The sequence below is a fragment of the Tropicibacter sp. Alg240-R139 genome, assembly GCF_900537075.1.
In the GTDB taxonomy this organism is placed as follows: Bacteria; Pseudomonadota; Alphaproteobacteria; order Rhodobacterales; family Rhodobacteraceae; genus Falsiruegeria.
This window is the reverse complement of record NZ_UNRA01000002.1, coordinates 628,221-646,677: the sequence shown is the minus strand read 5'-3', so window position 1 is coordinate 646,677 and position 18,457 is coordinate 628,221. Positions and strand designations below refer to the sequence as shown.

15 protein-coding genes are annotated in these 18,457 nt (G+C 59.5%); 6 read left to right on the top strand and 9 right to left on the bottom strand.

Annotated elements, in window-relative coordinates:
* Positions 1–33: 33 nt before the first annotated feature.
* Positions 34–690, bottom strand: coding sequence for a sulfotransferase family 2 domain-containing protein (locus G6R15_RS10710; protein ID WP_164659842.1), 657 nt, complete (start codon positions 688–690; stop codon positions 34–36).
* Between the two features lie 37 nt (positions 691–727).
* On the bottom strand, positions 728–1,639 hold the full coding sequence (locus tag G6R15_RS10705; RefSeq protein WP_164659841.1) for a DMT family transporter: 912 nt from the start codon (positions 1,637–1,639) through the stop codon (positions 728–730).
* 161 nt (positions 1,640–1,800) lie between these two features.
* Between G6R15_RS10705 and G6R15_RS10700 the strand changes: the two genes are divergently transcribed.
* The gene (locus G6R15_RS10700) at positions 1,801–2,814 is read left to right on the top strand and encodes a hypothetical protein (protein WP_164659840.1); all 1,014 of its coding nucleotides are present in this window, start codon (positions 1,801–1,803) and stop codon (positions 2,812–2,814) included.
* A 36-nt stretch (positions 2,815–2,850) separates the two neighbouring features.
* Here the strand turns inward: G6R15_RS10700 and G6R15_RS22890 are convergent, their stop codons facing one another.
* On the bottom strand, positions 2,851–3,495 hold the full coding sequence (locus G6R15_RS22890; RefSeq protein ID WP_240336731.1) for an SPOR domain-containing protein: 645 nt from the start codon (positions 3,493–3,495) through the stop codon (positions 2,851–2,853).
* 175 nt (positions 3,496–3,670) lie between these two features.
* On the opposite strand from G6R15_RS22890, the gene G6R15_RS22885 reads away from it, so the two are divergent.
* A complete protein-coding gene (locus G6R15_RS22885) occupies positions 3,671–4,147 on the top strand; it encodes a hypothetical protein (protein WP_240336730.1) in 477 nt (158 codons plus the stop codon).
* Positions 4,148–4,380: 233 nt separating this feature from the next.
* Here G6R15_RS22885 and upp read toward each other — a convergent pair whose 3' ends face one another.
* From upp to G6R15_RS10665, 6 genes are all read right to left on the bottom strand, one after another.
* Positions 4,381–5,013, bottom strand: coding sequence for a uracil phosphoribosyltransferase (gene upp, locus G6R15_RS10690; protein ID WP_164659838.1), 633 nt, complete (start codon positions 5,011–5,013; stop codon positions 4,381–4,383).
* Positions 5,010–5,996, bottom strand: a complete 987-nt coding sequence (locus tag G6R15_RS10685; RefSeq protein WP_164659837.1) for an adenosine deaminase — start codon at positions 5,994–5,996, stop codon at positions 5,010–5,012. Before G6R15_RS10685 ends, upp begins: the two co-directional genes overlap by 4 nt.
* Entirely contained in the window at positions 5,993–7,198 is a 1,206-nt protein-coding gene (locus G6R15_RS10680) for a phosphopentomutase (protein WP_164659836.1), read from the bottom strand. The genes G6R15_RS10685 and G6R15_RS10680 overlap by 4 nt, the downstream gene beginning before the upstream one ends.
* Positions 7,195–8,502, bottom strand: coding sequence for a thymidine phosphorylase (locus G6R15_RS10675; protein ID WP_164659835.1), 1,308 nt, complete (start codon positions 8,500–8,502; stop codon positions 7,195–7,197). The genes G6R15_RS10680 and G6R15_RS10675 overlap by 4 nt, the downstream gene beginning before the upstream one ends.
* A 3-nt stretch (positions 8,503–8,505) precedes the next feature.
* Positions 8,506–8,898, bottom strand: a complete 393-nt coding sequence (locus tag G6R15_RS10670) for a cytidine deaminase (protein ID WP_164659834.1) — start codon at positions 8,896–8,898, stop codon at positions 8,506–8,508.
* A 177-nt stretch (positions 8,899–9,075) separates the two neighbouring features.
* Positions 9,076–10,161: a cupin domain-containing protein gene (locus G6R15_RS10665; RefSeq protein ID WP_164659833.1), complete on the bottom strand. Its 1,086-nt coding sequence runs from the start codon at positions 10,159–10,161 to the stop codon at positions 9,076–9,078.
* A gap of 157 nt (positions 10,162–10,318) precedes the next feature.
* Between G6R15_RS10665 and G6R15_RS10660 the strand changes: the two genes are divergently transcribed.
* The 4 genes from G6R15_RS10660 (at position 10,319) to G6R15_RS10645 (ending at position 18,200) form a co-directional block, all read left to right on the top strand.
* A complete protein-coding gene (locus G6R15_RS10660) occupies positions 10,319–12,592 on the top strand; it encodes an NADP-dependent malic enzyme (protein WP_164659832.1) in 2,274 nt (757 codons plus the stop codon).
* A gap of 488 nt (positions 12,593–13,080) precedes the next feature.
* Positions 13,081–14,970, top strand: coding sequence for a propionate-CoA ligase PrpE (gene prpE, locus G6R15_RS10655; protein WP_164659831.1), 1,890 nt, complete (start codon positions 13,081–13,083; stop codon positions 14,968–14,970).
* 212 nt (positions 14,971–15,182) lie between these two features.
* A complete protein-coding gene (locus tag G6R15_RS10650; RefSeq protein WP_164659830.1) occupies positions 15,183–16,613 on the top strand; it encodes an amidase family protein in 1,431 nt (476 codons plus the stop codon).
* A gap of 27 nt (positions 16,614–16,640) precedes the next feature.
* Positions 16,641–18,200, top strand: a complete 1,560-nt coding sequence (locus G6R15_RS10645) for a long-chain-fatty-acid--CoA ligase (protein WP_164659829.1) — start codon at positions 16,641–16,643, stop codon at positions 18,198–18,200.
* The last annotated feature ends 257 nt before the right edge of the window (positions 18,201–18,457 follow it).

Here is an 18,457-nt window from a genome sequence, read left to right as displayed (position 1 = left end):
GGCAATTGGCCTCAAATTCTGAACAAACACTCGTTACCCGTCGAAGGCATACCCAAACCGCTGGATGTCCGCCCGGCACATGTCCCGGACGGCTTGGACAGTCTCATCATCGAAATAGGCCCTGTAATCCTCGCCCCGTCGTGATCGGTTGATATGAGGGATGTCCAACGAGAACCCAAGGTGCGCCTCGACCGGTTTCAAGTCCTGAGGTAGATGCTCCATCCGCACGAACGCCTGACACTGCTCGCGCCCATCCGAGCGCCGAACATAGGCTGAGGCCGGCATCTGCCGGAAGCCATATTGAGTGTCGGGGTGCAGCAAGAACGGCTTGAACTCAAGCGTTTTGGCCAAGGTGACAGCCGGGTGATCAAAAGTTTGCTCGCGCAGCCAATGGTAATAACTGACGGCGCGGTCCCACGGATTGCGCACCAAGGTAAAGACGAACATCTGATCCAGGGCACCCGAAGCAAGGAGCCCTTCGATGTCGGCCAATGTCGAGTGCTTCCAAAGCCGCCCCCTTGCATGATCCGCTAGCGCTTTGGCACGGGATCTGCGGCGCACTGCTTTGGGGGTATCGCCCAACAGGATGTCATCCTTCATGGCTCGCCCCTCTAGCGCCAGAGCCAGGGATGTACCGCCGGTTTTGGGGATGTGGACAAAGATATATTTACGGCCGGTCGAAATGATCATGGCACAGCCATATCACGTTGATGTGCCGGGAAAACCCTCAGGCCTTTGATCTGATGGCAATGATGCTGCCTGCAAAGGCGATCAAGGCAATCCCCACGATTTGCCAAAGGCCCAAGCTCTGTCCTAACACGGCCCAGGCAAAGACCGGCCCAAAGATCATTACCGAATATTCGAACACGGCCACGTAAGATGGTTCGCCCAGTTGATAGGCCTTGATCAACATAAATACGGCGGTAGCCGAACCGACCGCCTGTACCACGACCCAAAAAAGTGCATCGCCCAAAGGCCAGACCCAACCTCGCGTGACAAAGCCCGCAGGACCTTCGACGCTGTCGAGCGGAAAGAAGTGCAACACCGTGACACCCGTCACCCCCATCAAGCCAAGAGCAATGGTCATGCCCCCCAACAATGCAACGGTGCTTTCGCCGGCGCACAGGCTGCGGGTCGCGATGGCGGCCAAGGCATAGAAGAACCCGCCGACAACCGGCATCAGAATTTTCCAATCAAAATCCTGCGGATCAGGCTGGAGGACAAACAAGATGCCTGTGAATCCGATGGCCACGGCCAAGACGCGCCACGGTCCGATTTTTTGTCCCATGCCCAGCCCTGTGATCAGCAAAATGAAGATTGGAGAGGTAAAGAGCCCCGCCAGGGCTTGCGCAATCGGCATCAGGGCCAAGGCGCTAAAATAGAACAACATCGCGGTTGCGATAAGCAGGCTTCGCACAACAACCGCCCACAGGCGTACTGGACCAAACCGTCCCAACCCGACAACCGACATCAGCCAGACAATCGGCAACATCATCGCCGAGCGCACCATGTGAAACTGCCATAGACCGATGGTGTCGGCGAGGTACACGATGAAATTGTCGATGACCCCGATCAGGGCCATCGCCGCCACCATGAAAGCCGCTGCCGCGATAGGAGAGTTCTTGATTTCTGCCTGCATGGCTCTTGTTCGGTGGTTTCACACGTATTGGCAAGCCCGCCTGCGACGCAAGGAGCCGTTTCCGACCGCCTCTATACGGAAAAATTCCGCTAGCCATTTGCGGCGCATCGGTCGGACATGCTAGATTAAGATAAAAGACAAAACGAGCAGATCCAGTACGAATGACCGCTCTCAAGCAATATGAACGGATCGAGGCAACCGGTCTGTGGCGCCCCACAGCTGAAGAACAACGCCGCGAGGTCGTTGTATCCATCGGCGAGGCCACACTGACCATCTCGGATTTCAACGACAGTGCGCTGACACATTGGTCCTTGGCCGCGCTCGTCCGTCAGAATCCCGCCGAGTTCCCTGCGATCTTTCATCCCGACGGTGACCCCGGCGAGACGCTGGAATTGGCCGAGGGCGAGACCACGATGATCGAGGCCATCGAGCGGCTGCAACGCGCCATCGACCGGGCTCGCCCCCACCCCGGACGCCTGCGCTTGGCCACGATTTTGGGCGGTGGAGCGGTTTTGGCCGCCCTACTGGTGTTCTGGTTGCCCGGCGCAATGAAACGACACACGGTCAGCGTCGTGCCCGACATCAAGCGGCAAGAGATCGGGCGCGCCCTACTTGACCGGATTGAACGCGTTGGGGGGCAGGAATGCTCGGAACCTGATGCTGATCCTATCTTGCGCAAATTGGCGGCCCGCACTGGCATTGACCGGTTGGCGGTTGTGCCCTCTGGTGTAGCGGACAGCTTGCATTTGCCAGGTGGTATTGTTTTGCTCAATCGCACGCTGATCGAAGATCACGAAGACCCTGCTGTGGCTGCGGGTTTTGTTCTGGCTGAGCGCGCCCGCGCCGAACAGACGGACCCATTGGACGAAATTTTGGATTTCGCAGGCGCCTGGCCATCTTTTCGCCTGCTGACCACCGGGGACATCGCCTCCAACGTGCTGGATCGCTATGCCGAGCACGCCTTGGCCGCCCCAAGACCCGCGTTGGATGAAGGTGCGACGCTGGCGCTGTTTGCACAGACCGCAATCCCATCGTCCCCATACGCCTATGCACTGGATGTCACCGGAGAAACGGTTCTGGGCCTGATCGAGGCCGACCCGATGGCGGGCCGGACACTGGAACAGGTGTTGCCGGATCGCGATTGGGTGTTGCTGCAAAGTATCTGCGGCCAGTGACGCAGTCGTTGCCATTACCTCGCCAAAATTTCAGATTTACTTAGTCAGACGTGCCCCTGAAAAACCCGCGCCCCGCACCTGTTTCAGGGCCGAAGCCGCTTGTGCTTGCGAGTTGAAGGGACCGACCAAGACCACCTTGTAGGTGCCTGATCCGCGGCGCACGGTCCCCACGTTCATGGGTAATCCCGTGCCCGACAAGGAATTGGCCGCCTGACGAGCAGCGCCATCGTTCTGATAGGCTGCAACGCGGACATAACGTGCCTCAATCGGTGCAGTGGGGCCGGACCGTGTAGAAATGGTCAACCGGTTCGGGCGGCGCGCCAAGTTTGTGTAGGTGGTGTTGGATTTCGGAACCGTCACAACCGGTGCATCGGTCGGAACCCGGCGAAGGGTGCGTGGAATGGTGCGCTCCCAGATTACATCAGATTGCGCGTCGCCTTCGGCAGTGCGCATCCCCCGATTGGGGTTCAAACGGTCATCTTCACGCTCGACCGCACGAAACCCGGTGGGCGGCTCAAAGCGGCTGACCGTAATGGCAGGGCGCAGAGTGCGCTCGGCGCGGTGTGGGTTCAGGCGATCATCCTTCCAAACCGGGCGGAATCCTTTGGGTACTTCGACGTTCTGAGTGTTCTGACGGTTGTCATAAACATGACGCGGAGCGACCCGCGTGTTCAGAGACACTTGAACCGCTTGATTGGCCGGTGCTGTGGTCAAGCTAGATGACTTGCGACCGGTACCAGAACCATGGGTGATCGGGGATTCCGTCTGCGGTCCGCAGCGCACACCCTTTTTGTTGATGAATTGCTGACTGAAAGCCGAGGCATTTGAGCATCCGCCACCCGTTGCTGCCGGAACCGTGCGACGCGGTGCCACCACAGGTGCTGCGGCCGTAGTGGGCTTTGGCGTAACGACTGTGGCCGGGCGCGTTGTAGTGGGGCGTGCCGTTGTAGTGGGGCGTGCCGTTGTTGTCGCCGGACGCGCAGTCGTCGTGCGCGTCGTGGTTCGCACTGTGGGGGTCCGGGTCGTGGTGCGTACACTCGGCGCTGCGGTTGCTGCCGGTTTAGAGGTGGACACCACCGTCGGCTTTGGTCCAGGGCTGGGCTTGGCTTGGACCTTTGGTTTTGGTTTGGGTGCAGCGGTTGCGGCGGCTGTCGCCGTTGCTGCGGCTGCGGGTTTTGTCGGTTCGATGGTGATCAATTTGGGTTTGGGGGCCTGTGTTGGTCGCGCCGTAGCTCCTGCCACGGCAGAGGGCTTGAAGCCGCACACTTGCCGACGGTCGCGCGACACGCGCGGAACCCAAGTCACATTGCCGTCAATCCCGGCGCGGATGTAGATACAACCGCGGCTGTCAACATACTGCTTGCCTTTGTAGGACGCAGGCGGGAATTCCGCCGGAGGCGACGACTTCCGCAGAGTTTGGGCGTTCAAACTCGTTAAACCGGCCGTTGCGGCCATTATGGTTACTGCAATAACTCTTGTAATTCTCATGACTGCCCCCACAAGATGTGGAGGCAGGATGCCGCAAATCGGCTCTTGAGTAAAGGACTCAGTTGCCTCTGATTCGCCTTATTTCGTTCCGAACATCCGGTCACCCGCGTCGCCAAGTCCCGGCATGATATAACCTTTTTCGTTCAGTTCACGATCGAGCGAGGCGGTGACGATGGGAACATCAGGGTGTGCTTCCTTCATCCGGGCAACCCCTTCAGGAGCGGCCAACAAGCACAGGAAACGGATGTCCGTGGCGCCCGCATCCTTGAGCAGATCAATTGCTGCGGCCGAACTGTTGCCAGTGGCCAGCATCGGGTCCACTGCAATCACAAGGCGATCTTTCAAACCTTCGGGCGCTTTGAAATAGTACTGTACAGGCTTCAACGTCTCTTCGTCCCGGTAAAGCCCGACAAAGCCCACGCGCGCCGACGGCACCAGCTCCAGCACGCCGTCCAGCATGCCGTTGCCCGCGCGCAGGATCGACACCAACGCCATCTTCTTGCCCGCCAAGATAGGAGCGTCCATGTCTTCCATCGGGGTTTGGATGGACCGCGTGGTCAGTGGCATCTCGCGGGTGATCTCATAGGCCAGAAGCTGCGTGATCTCGCGCAGCAACTGTCGGAATACAGCGGTCGACGTGCCCTTGTCCCGCATCAGCGTAAGTTTGTGCTGCACCAGCGGGTGGTCGACAACGGTCAGGTGGTCGCTCATGTCATCTCCAATCGTTTCTTGACCCGCGCGCGGGTGTCTTCATCGCAGAAAGCCGCATCAAGCGCCGTGGCGTTGAGGTCGGCGAAATCCTGTTCGCTCCAGTCAAAAGCCTGAGCCAACATCTCATATTCGCGGCGCATCGTCGTGTGGAAAAAGGGCGGGTCGTCGGTCGAGACCGTGACTTTGACGCCGGCATCCCGCAGCCGCGCAATCGGATGCGCCGCAAAGTCGGGGTACAGGCCAAGGACAACATTCGAACCCGGGCAGACTTCGAGCACAATGCCGCGGTCCTGCAGCTCATGCACCAGATCGGCGTCCTCGATAGCACGCACGCCGTGGCCGACCCTCTCGACTTGCAAGTCACGCACCGCGTCCCGGACGCTGTCCGGTCCACCAAATTCACCTGCATGGGTGGTCAGGCGCAGCCCAGCTTCGCGTGCGCAGTCGAAACTCCATGCGAAATCAACCTGGCGGCCTACGCCTTCGTTGCCGCCCATACCAAACCCCACGATCCAGTCACCCGCCGTTTCCGCAGCGCAGATGGCCGAAGCCTTAGCTTTGTCCGGGCCGAAATGTCGAACACAAGTCACAATGCCGCGCAAGGTGATGCCCAGTTTGGCCTCGGCCTCATCGGCGGCGTCCTGAATTGCGGCCAGATAATCCCGCCAGGCAGCAACATCGCCACCACCGCAGAAATCGGGGCTTAGGAATGTCTCGGAATACACTACACCGTTGGCCGCACTCTCTTCAAGGATGGCCAGTGTCAGGCGGCGGAACTCTTCTGGGCCAATCAGCACTTCGCTGGCGGCTTCATAGACACTTAGGAAATGTTCGAAATCGCGAAAGTCGTAAGAGCCATCCGGCTTAAAGATGCCGCTCAGGTCCAGCTTCTTTTCATGCGCCAACTGACGAATAAACGCTGGCGGTGCTGCCCCTTCATGGTGCAGGTGCAGTTCGATCTTTGGAAGGTCAGCGACAGTCATAGGAAGCTCCGCCCCGGGCCTTGTGCCGGGATGTTGAGGTGGTGGGCTATGCTGGCCGCGACGTCGGCAAAGTTCACTGCACCGATGGAAAAAGACCCTAAACCGGCGATCAGCACCGGTACCTGCTCACGCGTATGGTCTGTGCCGATCCAGCTGGGATCATTGCCATGGTCGGCAGTCAGGATCAACATATCTCCCTTACGCAGTTTTGGCAGGATCGCCCCAAGTTGGGCATCGAACCATTCTAGCGCCCGGGCATAGCCACTGATGTCGCGGCGATGTCCATAGAGGCTGTCAAACTCGACGAAATTGGCAAACGTCAGGCTTCCGCTTTCGGCAGTTTGAACTTTGTTAGCCAGAGCCTGCATTAAATCGGCATCCGAACCTTTGGTCAGCGTGTCGATGCCCTGCATGGAAAAGATGTCACCAATCTTGCCTATGGCGTGGACCGGTCGGCCAGCATCCTGCGCCCAATTGGTCAGGATCGGCGCGGGCGGTGTGATGGCAAAATCCTTGCGGTTCGTAGTGCGTGTGAACCCTTTTACCGGGGATCCAAGAAAGGGGCGCGCGATGACCCTACCCACTTTCATCTGATGCAGCAGCGGAGCCACATCAGAACAGAGCTTGAGCAATCGGTCGAGGCCGAATGTCTCTTCATGCGCGGCGATCTGAAAAACACTGTCGGCCGAAGTATAGCAGATCGGCCAGCCGCTGCTCATGTGCTCGGGCCCGTGTTGGTCAATGATCACAGTGCCACTGGCGTGACAATCCCCCAGGATACCATCAGTTCCGGCGGCTTGTGCCACGGCGCGCGCCAGATCATAAGGGAAAGCAGGCTGCGTGTTGGGGAAATAATGCCAATCCCACGGCACTGGAAGGCCCGCAAGCTCCCAATGGCCCGACGGCGTGTCCTTGCCCAAGCTGTGTTCGCGCGCGCAACCCCAAGTGCCGGTGTTCGCAATGCCCAGAACACGTTCGCCTGACGCCAGTTGCACCGCATCGCCCAGACCGAGGTTGACTAGATTGGGGATATTCAACGGCCCGCTGCGCCCCTCTTGGGCCCGCCCTTCGGCGCAGGCCTGCGCAATATGGGCAACGGTGTTCGCACCCGTGTCGGGCACCTTGCCATTAAAGAACCGGTCAGCATCCGGCGCGCCGCCGATGCCCACCGAATCCATCACGACCAGAAAGACCCGTGTCATGCGCCGATCCTTTCGTGGATCAGAGGCGGTACATCGATTGCCTTGTCGCTGAGGGTGATGGCGTGTTGCACCGTGATTTCGGCCTGACGCGCGGCATCCTCGCGGGTGGCATGGATCACGGCCAGAGGTTGACCTTTGCTGACTTTTTCTCCCAACCGCACAACTTCGGACAGGCCGACGGCGGGGTCAATCTCATCGCTTTCTATCTGACGTCCACCGCCCAAAGCCACGACAGCCAGCCCCAAAGCCTCGCCATCGATTACGTTAACATAGCCGCTCTCGCGGGCCGTCACTTCTTGGATCACATTGGCCTCGGGCAAGAAACGTGCCCAGTTTTCGACGAACTGCACCGGGCCGCCAACACTGGCGATCATGCGTCCGAACCGTTCCGCAGCGCGCCCGTCGCGGATGATCTCGGCAATCTTAGTCGTGCCTTCGTCGGCCGACCCCAGCAATCCTGCGTCTGCCAACAGCACTCCACCCAGAGCTGAAGACAACTCGGACAGTAAGCTCGCCTCACCGTTGGTCAGTGCACGCATGATCTCGGCCACTTCCAACGCATTGCCCAACGAACGCGCCAGCGGTTGATTCATATCGGTTATCACGGCAGAGGTCCGGCATCCAGCCGCATTGGCGGTGTCAGCGAGTGCTGTGGCCAGCGCCCGTGCCTCGTCCGGCGTTTTCATGAAAGCACCGCTGCCGACCTTCACATCCAACACCAGTGCATCGGGGCTGGCGGCGAGCTTCTTCGAAAGGATCGAGGCCGTGATCAGGTCAAGGCTTTCGACTGTCGCGGTCACGTCCCGGATCGCGTACAGCCGTTTGTCTGCGGGTGCGATCTGAGCTGTCGCGCCGACGATGGCGGCACCGACCTCACCTACGATCGAGGCCAGACGCTCTTGTCCCACTTGTGTGGTCACACCAGGGATCGACTCCATCTTGTCGAGCGTGCCACCTGTGTGTCCCAGTCCACGTCCAGAGATCATAGGAACATAGGCGCCGCATTCCGCCAACGCAGGTGCCAGCATCAGCGAGACGCAATCGCCGACCCCGCCAGTCGAATGCTTGTCGATCACCGGGCCATCTAGTTTCCACGTCAGAACATCACCGCTGTCGCGCATCGCAAGCGTCAGCGCGGCGCGGCCTTCGGCCCCAAGCGCGCCCATGCAGACGGCCATGGCAAAAGCCCCGGCTTGCGCATCGCTAACGCCACCGTCCGCCAAACCATGTGCAAACCAGCTGAGTTCTGCCGCTTCAGGCACTTCGTGACGGCGCAATTTGGCGATGATCGAACGGGCGTCCATGTGTCAGTTGCCCTCCATGTGCTCGGCCCCAAAGGCACCGGGCAAAAGCTCTCCGATCGTCATGGTTTTTTCGATGCCGTCCTGAGAAGCCATGGTCACCGCTACACCCGGTGCTCCAAATTCGGCCAGCTTCTGGCGGCAGCCGCCACAGGGCGGTACGGGAAATGGGCTGTCGGCCACCACATAAACCTGGGTCAGGCGGGTTTCGCCTGCGGCCACCATGGCGGCAATGGCGCCAGCCTCGGCACAGGTGCCTTCGGGATAGGCCACGTTTTCGACGTTGCAGCCCGAGTAGATTTGCCCGTTCTGCCCCAGAACAGCCGCACCTACCTTGAACTTTGAATACGGCGCATAAGCCTTTTCACGCACCTGTTCTGCAGCATCTTTCAAGCTCATGGCGATTCCCCCAAATTTTGATCAATTGGTCAGAGTACGCCACCATAATCCGAATTTGCGGTAGAGGTGAAGAGGTCACTGGGGGGAAGTTTTCTTGCGTTTTGCGGAAGGTGGCGGGGGCTCTGCCCCCGGTCCCTGCGTGCCCTCCCCTGGGATATTTTCGGCAAGAAGAAAAGGTCAGGCCAATGTGGTGTTGAACGTGCCGGGAAGTGTTACTTCGAGCAGTTCGACATCATCGCTGGGATCGGACAGGCGAGTGTTCATTCCGGGCGGGATGACAAAGGCGTCGCCCTGCTCCAAGGCAAACGGCTCGCGACCCTCCCCCTCAAGCGTTAGGGTGCCGTTCATCACAAAGGTAAAATGGATGTCGGTGTCATGGCTGGCCCAGGCGGTCCCACCCTCACCCCGGCGCACGACCTGCACGCCTGCTACGCCTTTGGTGTTTTTGGAGATCGTCGTGTCGCGGCAAATGTAGCCCGGCAGGCGGAACGGAACCCATTCGGCCCCTTCAGCGCAATTGTAGACAAAGCGCTGCCCGTCCCATTCGCGGTCGGGGCGGTTATGCGGTGTGGGCAACTGCATCTCGTGGTCGATCTCGGTCACATGTTCGGCCGGTACGCCGATTTCGATTACCTGCACATTATCGCTCGCCTCGAGCACGCGGTGACGGATTTCGGGCGGCTGGATAAAGCAATCACCCGCGGTCAAACGCATCTTGTCGCCCTGATCCTCATAGACAACGTCCACCCAGCCGTGGATGCAAAAGATCAGCTGAAAGCCCACTTTATGGAAATGCACCATGTCGGGCACCGGCCCGCCGTCGGGAATGCGAATGTGGCTGGCGATGATCGAGCCGCCCAGACGGTCAGGCACCAGATCGCGGTAATGCATGCCTGCTCGTCCGATGATCCAGGGCGCCTGATCCTTGAGGCGGCGCACCACATAGGAATGCACCGTTTCCGGCATCACCATCGGCGGATTGCGGTCTTCGATCTCGATCACGGTGCCGTTGGGCGCAACCAGACAGCGTTCGCCGCCTGCGAATTCATCCGGCGCGTCTGTCAGGATTCGGATCGTTCCGGGTGCCTCAGACGCATCCTTTTCCACGCGCAGGCGCAGACCATGCCCAGAAAAGACAGCCGTGCGCGGGTCATCGGCGGGATAGATGGACTCCATCCGCATCCCTAATGTCTTGGTGAAGAACGGGATGTCATCGCGCAACTCTTTGGTGGGAAGGCGCATTTCGGCTATGGTGTCAGACATTGGCTCTCTCTCCTCTGACGCGGACAGTGCCGCCGAGCAGACGGATTTGCAAGAAGCTGCCTGCGACAGGATATCCCCAGCACCCGGCGTCTCTCGGGGTTTCCCCAGCGTCAAAAATAGTTTAACGCTAAACTAAATTTCCGGAGGAGTGTTTCATATGTCCGAGAACCAGAGCCAGCGGCAGGCCGCACTGGACTATCACGAGTTTCCCAAACCCGGAAAACTTGAGATCAAGGCGACGAAACCGATGGCCAATGGTCGCGACCTGTCACGCGCATATTCGCCGGGCGTCGCCGAAGCCTGTATCGAGATTAAAGAAGATCCGGCAACGGCGTCGCGCTACACCTCTCGCGGAAATCTGGTGGCGGTCGTGTCGAATGGTACAGCTGTTCTGGGTCTGGGAAACATCGGAGCGCTGGCATCAAAACCAGTGATGGAGGGCAAGGCCGTCCTGTTCAAGAAATTCGCGAACATCGATTGTTTCGACATCGAAGTAGACGAAAGCGACCCGGAGAAGCTGGCTGATATCGTTTGTGCGCTTGGCCCGACCTTTGGGGCAATTAACCTTGAGGACATCAAGGCACCCGACTGTTTCGTCGTAGAGAAGTTGTGCCGCGAGCGGATGAACATTCCGGTCTTTCACGACGATCAGCACGGCACGGCCATTGTGGTTGGGGCGGCCGCCAAAAACGCGCTGCATGTGGCAGGCAAGAGCTTTGAGGACATCAAGATCGTCTCGACCGGCGGCGGGGCGGCGGGCATTGCTTGCCTGAACATGCTGCTGAAACTGGGCGTAAAGCGCGAGAACGTTTGGCTGTGTGACATCCACGGGCTGGTCTATGAGGGCCGGACCGAGGACATGAACCCGCACAAAGCAGCCTTTGCCCAGTCGTCAGACTTGCGCACGCTGGATGACGTGATCGACGGTGCCGACCTGTTTCTGGGCCTGTCCGGGCCTGACGTGCTAAAGCCCGAGATGGTGCTAAAGATGGCCGAACGTCCGATCATCTTTGCCTTGGCCAACCCGACCCCGGAAATCCTGCCAGATGCCGCCCGCGCAGTCGCCCCGGACGCTATCATCGCCACTGGTCGCAGCGATTTCCCCAATCAGGTCAACAACGTGTTGTGTTTTCCGTTCATCTTTCGGGGCGCGTTGGACGTCGGCGCGACTGAGATCAACGACGCGATGCAGATCGCCTGTGTCGATGGCATCGCCGATTTGGCCCGCGCCACCACCAGCGCCGAGGCCGCCGCCGCCTACAAGGGCGAACAGCTGACCTTTGGTGCGGATTACCTGATCCCAAAGCCCTTTGACCCTCGCCTTGTGGGCGTCGTGTCGTCTTCGGTTGCACAGGCGGCGATGGACAGCGGCGTCGCAAAATGGCCCATTGAAGATCTGGAAGCATACAAAGAGAAACTTAATCAAACAGTTTTCAAATCAGCATTACTAATGCGCCCGGTGTTCGAAGCCGCAAGCGCCGCCTCGCGCCGGATTGTCTTTGCTGAGGGCGAAGACGAACGTGTATTGCGGGCAGCTCAGGCCATCCTCGAAGAAACAACCGAAACGCCAATCCTGATCGGCCGCCCGGACGTGATCGAGGCACGGTGCGAACGTCTTGGATTGTCGGTGCGCCCTGGGCAGGATTTCCAGATCGTGAACCCGGAGCACGATCCGCGATACTATGAATACTGGAACTCCTACCATGAGCTGATGCAGCGGCGCGGGGTTTCGCCTGATCTGGCCAAGGCGATCATGCGCACGAACTCCACCGCCATCGGCGCGATCATGGTACATCGGGGTGACGCCGACAGCCTGATTTGCGGCACATTTGGCGAATACCGCTGGCATCTGAACTATGTCGAGCAGGTTTTGGGCAATGGCGACCTGCACCCGCACGGGGCCCTGTCGTTGATGATCCTAGAGGATGGTCCGCTGTTCATTGCGGACACCCACGTGCGCCAACTGCCCACGCCCGAGGAACTGGCCGAGATCACCATTGGTGCTGCGCGTCACGCCCGTCGCTTTGGGGTCGAGCCAAAGATCGCCTTTTGCTCGCAATCCCAATTTGGCAATCAAGCCGAAGGGTCAGGCAAGCGCCTGCGTGATGCTATCGCTCTGTTGGACGCGGAACCGCGGGATTTCATGTATGAGGGCGAGATGAACCTGGATACCGCGCTGGATCCTGAACTGAGGCAGCGGATTTTCCCGAACTCGCGCCTGCAAGGGGCCGCCAATGTGTTGATTTTTGCCCATGCAGATGCCGCCAGTGGCGTGCGCAACGTGCTCAAAATGAAGGCTGACGGGATTGAGGTTGGCCCAATCTTGATGGGAATGGGCAACAAGGCGCATATCGTGTCGCCGTCAATCACCGCACGCGGGCTGCTGAACATGGCCGCCATCGCGGGCACTCCGGTGACCCAATACGGGTAAAATGTCGTGCGCTCTGACCAAAGTTTTCGGTTTCCAGGGCGCCCGGCTCGGTAAGCCGATGACACAGCGTTCAAAACCTGACGACGTCTCTCGTCCTCCTGAGAACGCCCTTCGACAACACCCAGTAGCCCCCGATGGCACCCGCCCGCTGAAGTCCAAGTCGGCGCGACCAATAAAATATTGGGGCGCACATGTTTCATCTACGATTGATCAGGGAGTATCGGCCCGGCTCTGTTGAAGGTGAAAGCTCTTCCCTGATGACACTGATTCACCACACCATACTGGCCGCGCAACTTTATAACTTTGCAAAGTCTATTAAGCTGTAAGAATCCCCTTAACTAAAAATGATATTTGCAAAAATTTGCAGAAAAACGTCCTCTCTTCTGCAAATGCATTGCGATAATCTGACGCTGCGTTCCGCAATTTTCTTGCCCCCTTCCCCGCAGCAGGCGTAACACATTCGCTAAGCCTAAAGTGAGGAGGACGCCGTGGCCTATCAGGATATCTACGACAGCTGGAAACAGGACCCCGAGGCCTTTTGGCTAGAAGCCGCAAAGGGCATCGATTGGGTCGAGGCCCCGACCAAGGCGCTCAACGATGAAAATGCGCCACTTTATGAATGGTTCACTGACAGTAAGGTGAACACTTGCTGGAACGCCGTCGATCGCCATGTCGAGGCCGGGCGTGGCGAGCAAACCGCTATAATCTACGACAGCCCCATCACTCATACCAAGCGTGAAATCTCATACGTCGAGCTGCGCAATCGCGTGGCCACGCTGGCCGGAGCACTGCGCGCGAAGGGCATCGAAAAGGGCGACCGCGTCATCATCTACATGCCGATGATCCCCGAAGCGCTCGAGGCGATGCTCGCCTGCACCCGCCTGGGGGCCGTGCATTCCGTGGTGTTTGGCGGCTTTGCCAGCAACGAGCTGGCTGTGCGGATCGACGACGCCAAACCCAAAGCTATCATCGCCGCCTCCTGCGGGGTAGAGCCGGGCCGGGTCGTGCACTATAAGCCGCTGCTCGACGGTGCGATCGACCTTGCCGAACACAAACCCGAGTTTTGCGTGATCTTTCAACGTGAGCAAGAGGTTGCACAGCTGATTGAGGGTCGTGATTACAACTGGCACGGATTCCAATATGGGGTTGAGCCGGCCGAGTGTGTCCCAGTCGAAGGCAACCACCCTGCCTATATCCTCTACACCTCGGGCACCACTGGCGCGCCAAAGGGTGTTCTACGCCCGACAGCTGGCCACCTGGTGGCGCTTAACTGGACGATGAAGAACATCTATAACGTCGATCCGGGCGATGTGTTCTGGGCGGCCTCGGATGTTGGTTGGGTCGTGGGGCATTCCTACATCTGCTATGGCCCCCTGATCCACGGCAACACCACCATCGTGTTTGAAGGCAAGCCGGTCGGTACCCCCGATGCGGGCACCTTTTGGCGGGTGATTTCCGAGCATAAGGTCAAAAGCTTTTTCACCGCCCCAACCGCTATCCGCGCCGTCAAACGCGAGGACCCCAAAGGCGAGTTGATCAGTGATTATGACATCTCATGCCTCAAGGCGCTGTATCTGGCAGGCGAGCGCGCTGACCCCGACACGATCATCTGGGCCCAAGACGCGCTCAAGGTGCCGGTGATCGACCATTGGTGGCAGACCGAGACCGGCTGGACGATTGCAGGAAACCCCTTGGGGATCGAGGAACTGCCAACGAAACTGGGGTCTCCAGCAAAGCCGATGCCCGGCTATGATGTACAGATTCTGGACGAAGGTGGGCATCCGATGAAAGCCGGAGAATTGGGCGCAATTGCGGTCAAGCTCCCCCTGCCCCCTGGCACTTTGCCTGGCCTGTGGAACGCGCAGGAGAGGTTCAAGAAATCCTACCTGCAGCAGTTTCCAGGTTATTATGAAACCGGCGATGCTGGCATGGTCGACGAGGATGGTTATCTTTACATCATGGCCCGTACCGATGACGTCATAAACGTTGCAGGCCACCGCCTGTCGACCGGCGGTATGGAAGAAGTGCTTGCAAACCATCCGGACGTTGCAGAATGCGCCGTCATTGGGGTTTCGGACCCGTTAAAGGGCCAGATGCCCGTCGGATTCTTGTGCCTCAATACAGGTGCTGACCGCGATCACGGCGACGTGGTGACCGAGATCGTCAAATTGGTGCGCGAAAAGATCGGACCGGTGGCGGCCTTCAAGCTCGCAGTTGTTGTGGACCGGCTCCCCAAGACCCGATCAGGCAAGATCCTGCGTGGCACGATGGTGTCGATCGCCGATAGTAAAGACTACAAGATGCCTGCCACGATCGACGACCCCGCGATCCTGGACGAGATCAAGGCGGCGCTGCAAACAATCGGCTACGCTGGTTAATTTGCGGCACCGCGCCGCGCCCCGTCAGGGGCGCGGCGCCCGGCCCAACGCTTCTGGGGTGCATCTTTGATGCGTCCCCAAGGGGCGGGAGCACGCCCGGATACAAGCGCCACATTCTTGGAGTGAAACCTACTGCAAAATGACGCCGCGATATCCATGGTTTCCCTTGCCTTCTCCTGACCCGCGCCTAACCTGCAGACGGGAGATTTTTCATGACCGATACTGACATCTGGCGCCTCAGCGCCACTGAAACCATTGCCCGCACCACCTCTGGCGAGTTGACAGCCGAGGCCACAGTCGACGCGGCCCTGACACGCATGGAAGTCGTCAACCCGAGCCTCAATGCCGTGGTTGTGTCCTGCGCTGATGATGCCCGCGCCCGGGCCCTGGATCTGGACAAGGCCCGCAGCTGTGGCACCCCCACAGGGCCACTTCACGGCGTGCCGGTCACCATCAAGATCAACGTGGATCAAGTCGGCTATGCCAGCAGCAATGGCGTGCCCGCGCTCAAGGACCTGATCGCGCCTGACGACGCCCCCTTGGTACGTAATTTGCAAGACGCAGGCGCCATCGTCATCGGCCGCACAAACACGCCCGAGTTCAGCTTTCGGGCAGATACCGACAACCCGTTGCACGGCCGCACCCATAACCCTTGGGGCAAGCACGTCTCGCCTGGCGGCTCATCGGGGGGTGCAGGGTCGTCCATCATGGCAGGCATCGGCGCACTGGCCCATGGCAACGACATCGGCGGCTCGCTGCGCTTTCCGGCTGCCGCCAACGGCGCCGTCACCGTCAAACCCGGCCTGGGCCGTGTCCCCGCCTGGAACCCCAGCCAGACAGCAGAACGCGGCATGCTTGCGCAATCCATGTCCGTCCAGGGCCTGATCTGCCGCACTGCTGACGACCTGCATCTGGCCATGCCCACGATGATCCACCCCGACGCCCGCGATCCGTTTCACGCGCCCCTGCCCTGGCGCGGCGAAACACTCGACGGGCCGATCAAGGTCGGGTTCACCAAAGAGACGTATGAGTTCGACCTGCACCCCGAGGTCTCGCGCGCCCTCGATATGGCCCGCGATGCACTTACCGATGCAGGCTATGACGTGGTCGAGGTTGACCCACCATATCTGCGCGACTGCGGTATGGATGGTTATCGCACCCTGATGGGTGAGGTGCTCGCCTTGATGGGACCGGATATCGAAAAATACGGCTCGCCCACCATCCGCGCGATCTTTGACGAGTATTTCGATCAGTTCACCCCCTACAAAGACACCGACATCCTGCGGATGATGGCCAAGCGCACTTTCTACGCCCGCGCCTGGTCGGAATTTCAACAAGACTATCCGCTGGTGCTCTGCCCCTTCCTGCCGCAACCCTTCTTTGCACCCGACCGCGACACCCAAGGGGCTGCGGGCGTGCGCGAGGTTCTGGGATCGGCGCTCTGGTCCTATTCCATGAACTTCATGGGCCTGCCCGCCGCCTGCGTACCAACCCATGTGGCCGAACTGCCGCAAGGCCCACAGCCGATGAGCGTCCAGATCGTTGCCCGTCGCTGGCGCGAAGACCTGGCCGTGGATGCCAGCGCCGCCATCGAGGGCCGCCTGGGCCGCATGTGCGACCTGCTCTGGCAACGCATGGGCTGAGCGAGACTAAGAAAAGGGAGGAAAGATATGCAGATCACATCCGTGCTGCGCCGCGCCGTTCAGGTGAACCCAAAGGGCACCGCCACAGTTCACAAGGACCGATCGCAAAGCTGGTCTGAATTGCAGGATCGGGTTCAACGCCTGGCAGGCGCCCTGCAAACCCTGGGCATGAAGCCCGGTGATCCGGTCGCACTATTGTCACTGAACTCGGATCGCTTCATCGAGTATTTCTTTGCTACCGTCTGGGGCGGCGGCGCGATGATGCCGATGAACGTCCGATGGGCGCCCGCCGAATGCGCCTATGCGCTCAACGATGCGGGGGCCGAAATCCTGCTGGTCGACGACGCATTTGCCGCCGCTGCCCCGGCCATCCAGGCGCAGGTTCCGGGCCTCAAGACGCTGATCTTCTGCGGCGATGGCGACACGCCCGAAGACATGGTGAACTATGAGGAGATCATCGCCGCCGCCGCTGCGGTCCCCGATGCCGACCGCAGCCATGATGATCTGGCGGGCATCTTCTACACCGGCGGCACCACTGGCTTTCCCAAAGGCGTGATGCTGTCGCAGACAAATTTCTACGTCAGCGGCATCTCGAACGCGCAAGAATTGAAAGTGGTCGACGGCACTGTCTATCTGCATGCCGCGCCCATGTTCCACATTGCAGACCTTCTGTGGTTCATGGCCGTCACCTTTGTCGCGGGAACCCATGTGGTGATCCCTATGTTCACGCCGGATGACACGCTTAAAGCCATCGAAACACACCGGCCAACACACACCCTGTTGGTGCCGGTCATGCTGCAGATGGTGCTGGCGTCGCCCAGGCTGGCCGACACTGACATCTCATCACTGGAGCTCATCGCCTATGGCGCTTCACCCATCACCGAGGCCACGCTGGCTGACGCCTTCAAGGCCTTTCCCGGCGTGGCGTTCATGCAGGCTTTTGGTCAAACCGAGCTCAGCCCGGTCGCCACGGTTCTGGACAGCAAGTACCACACGCTGGACGGGCCTTATGCGGGCAAACTGCGCTCGGCCGGGCGCGCGACACGGGTGTGTGAGATCAAGATCGTCGGCGAAGACGGACAGGCCTTGCCAACCGGAGACATCGGCGAGATCGCCGTCAAAGGCCCCATCACCATGCTGGGCTATTGGAACAAGCCCGATGTAACGGCAGAAACCATCCGCGACGGCTGGGTCATGACCGGGGACGCCGGGTACATGGATGACGAGGGGTTCGTCTTTTTGATGGACCGGGTAAAAGACATGATCGTATCGGGGGGAGAGAACGTCTATTCGGCAGAGGTCGAAAACGCTTTGGCCCAACACCCGGCGGTGGCCACAAGCGCAGTGATCGGCGTGCCATCAGAGAAATGGGGTGAAAGCGTTCATGCCATCGTAATTCTGCATCCAGAGGCAAAGGCGACCACCGAGGAACTGATGGCTCATTGCCATGATTTGATCGCGGGATACAAATGCCCTCGCAGCGTCGATTTCCGGATTGACCCTTTCCCTCTGTCCGGGGCCAACAAGGTTCTCAAGACTGAACTGCGCAAACCCTATTGGGAAGGTCGTGGCCGACAGATTTCCTGACGAGACACCAGCAGTCGGCGAAGCTCCCGCACCCGAGCGCTCCCGACTTCGTCGGCACCGCTAGCGGCTTTGGGCCGGGAGCGCTTCGCTCATTGTAAGATCGGGTGTGAAGTAAGATCGAGTGAGAAAACCTTTGAGAGAGCAGCTTCGAAGCGTCACCATGCCCATCGCTCATAAATTTTGTAATGCTTGCGCTGTGAGCTAAAACAATCAGTTACAATGAACAAATTCCCCTGCCACCGAAGTCGGCGGCAGGG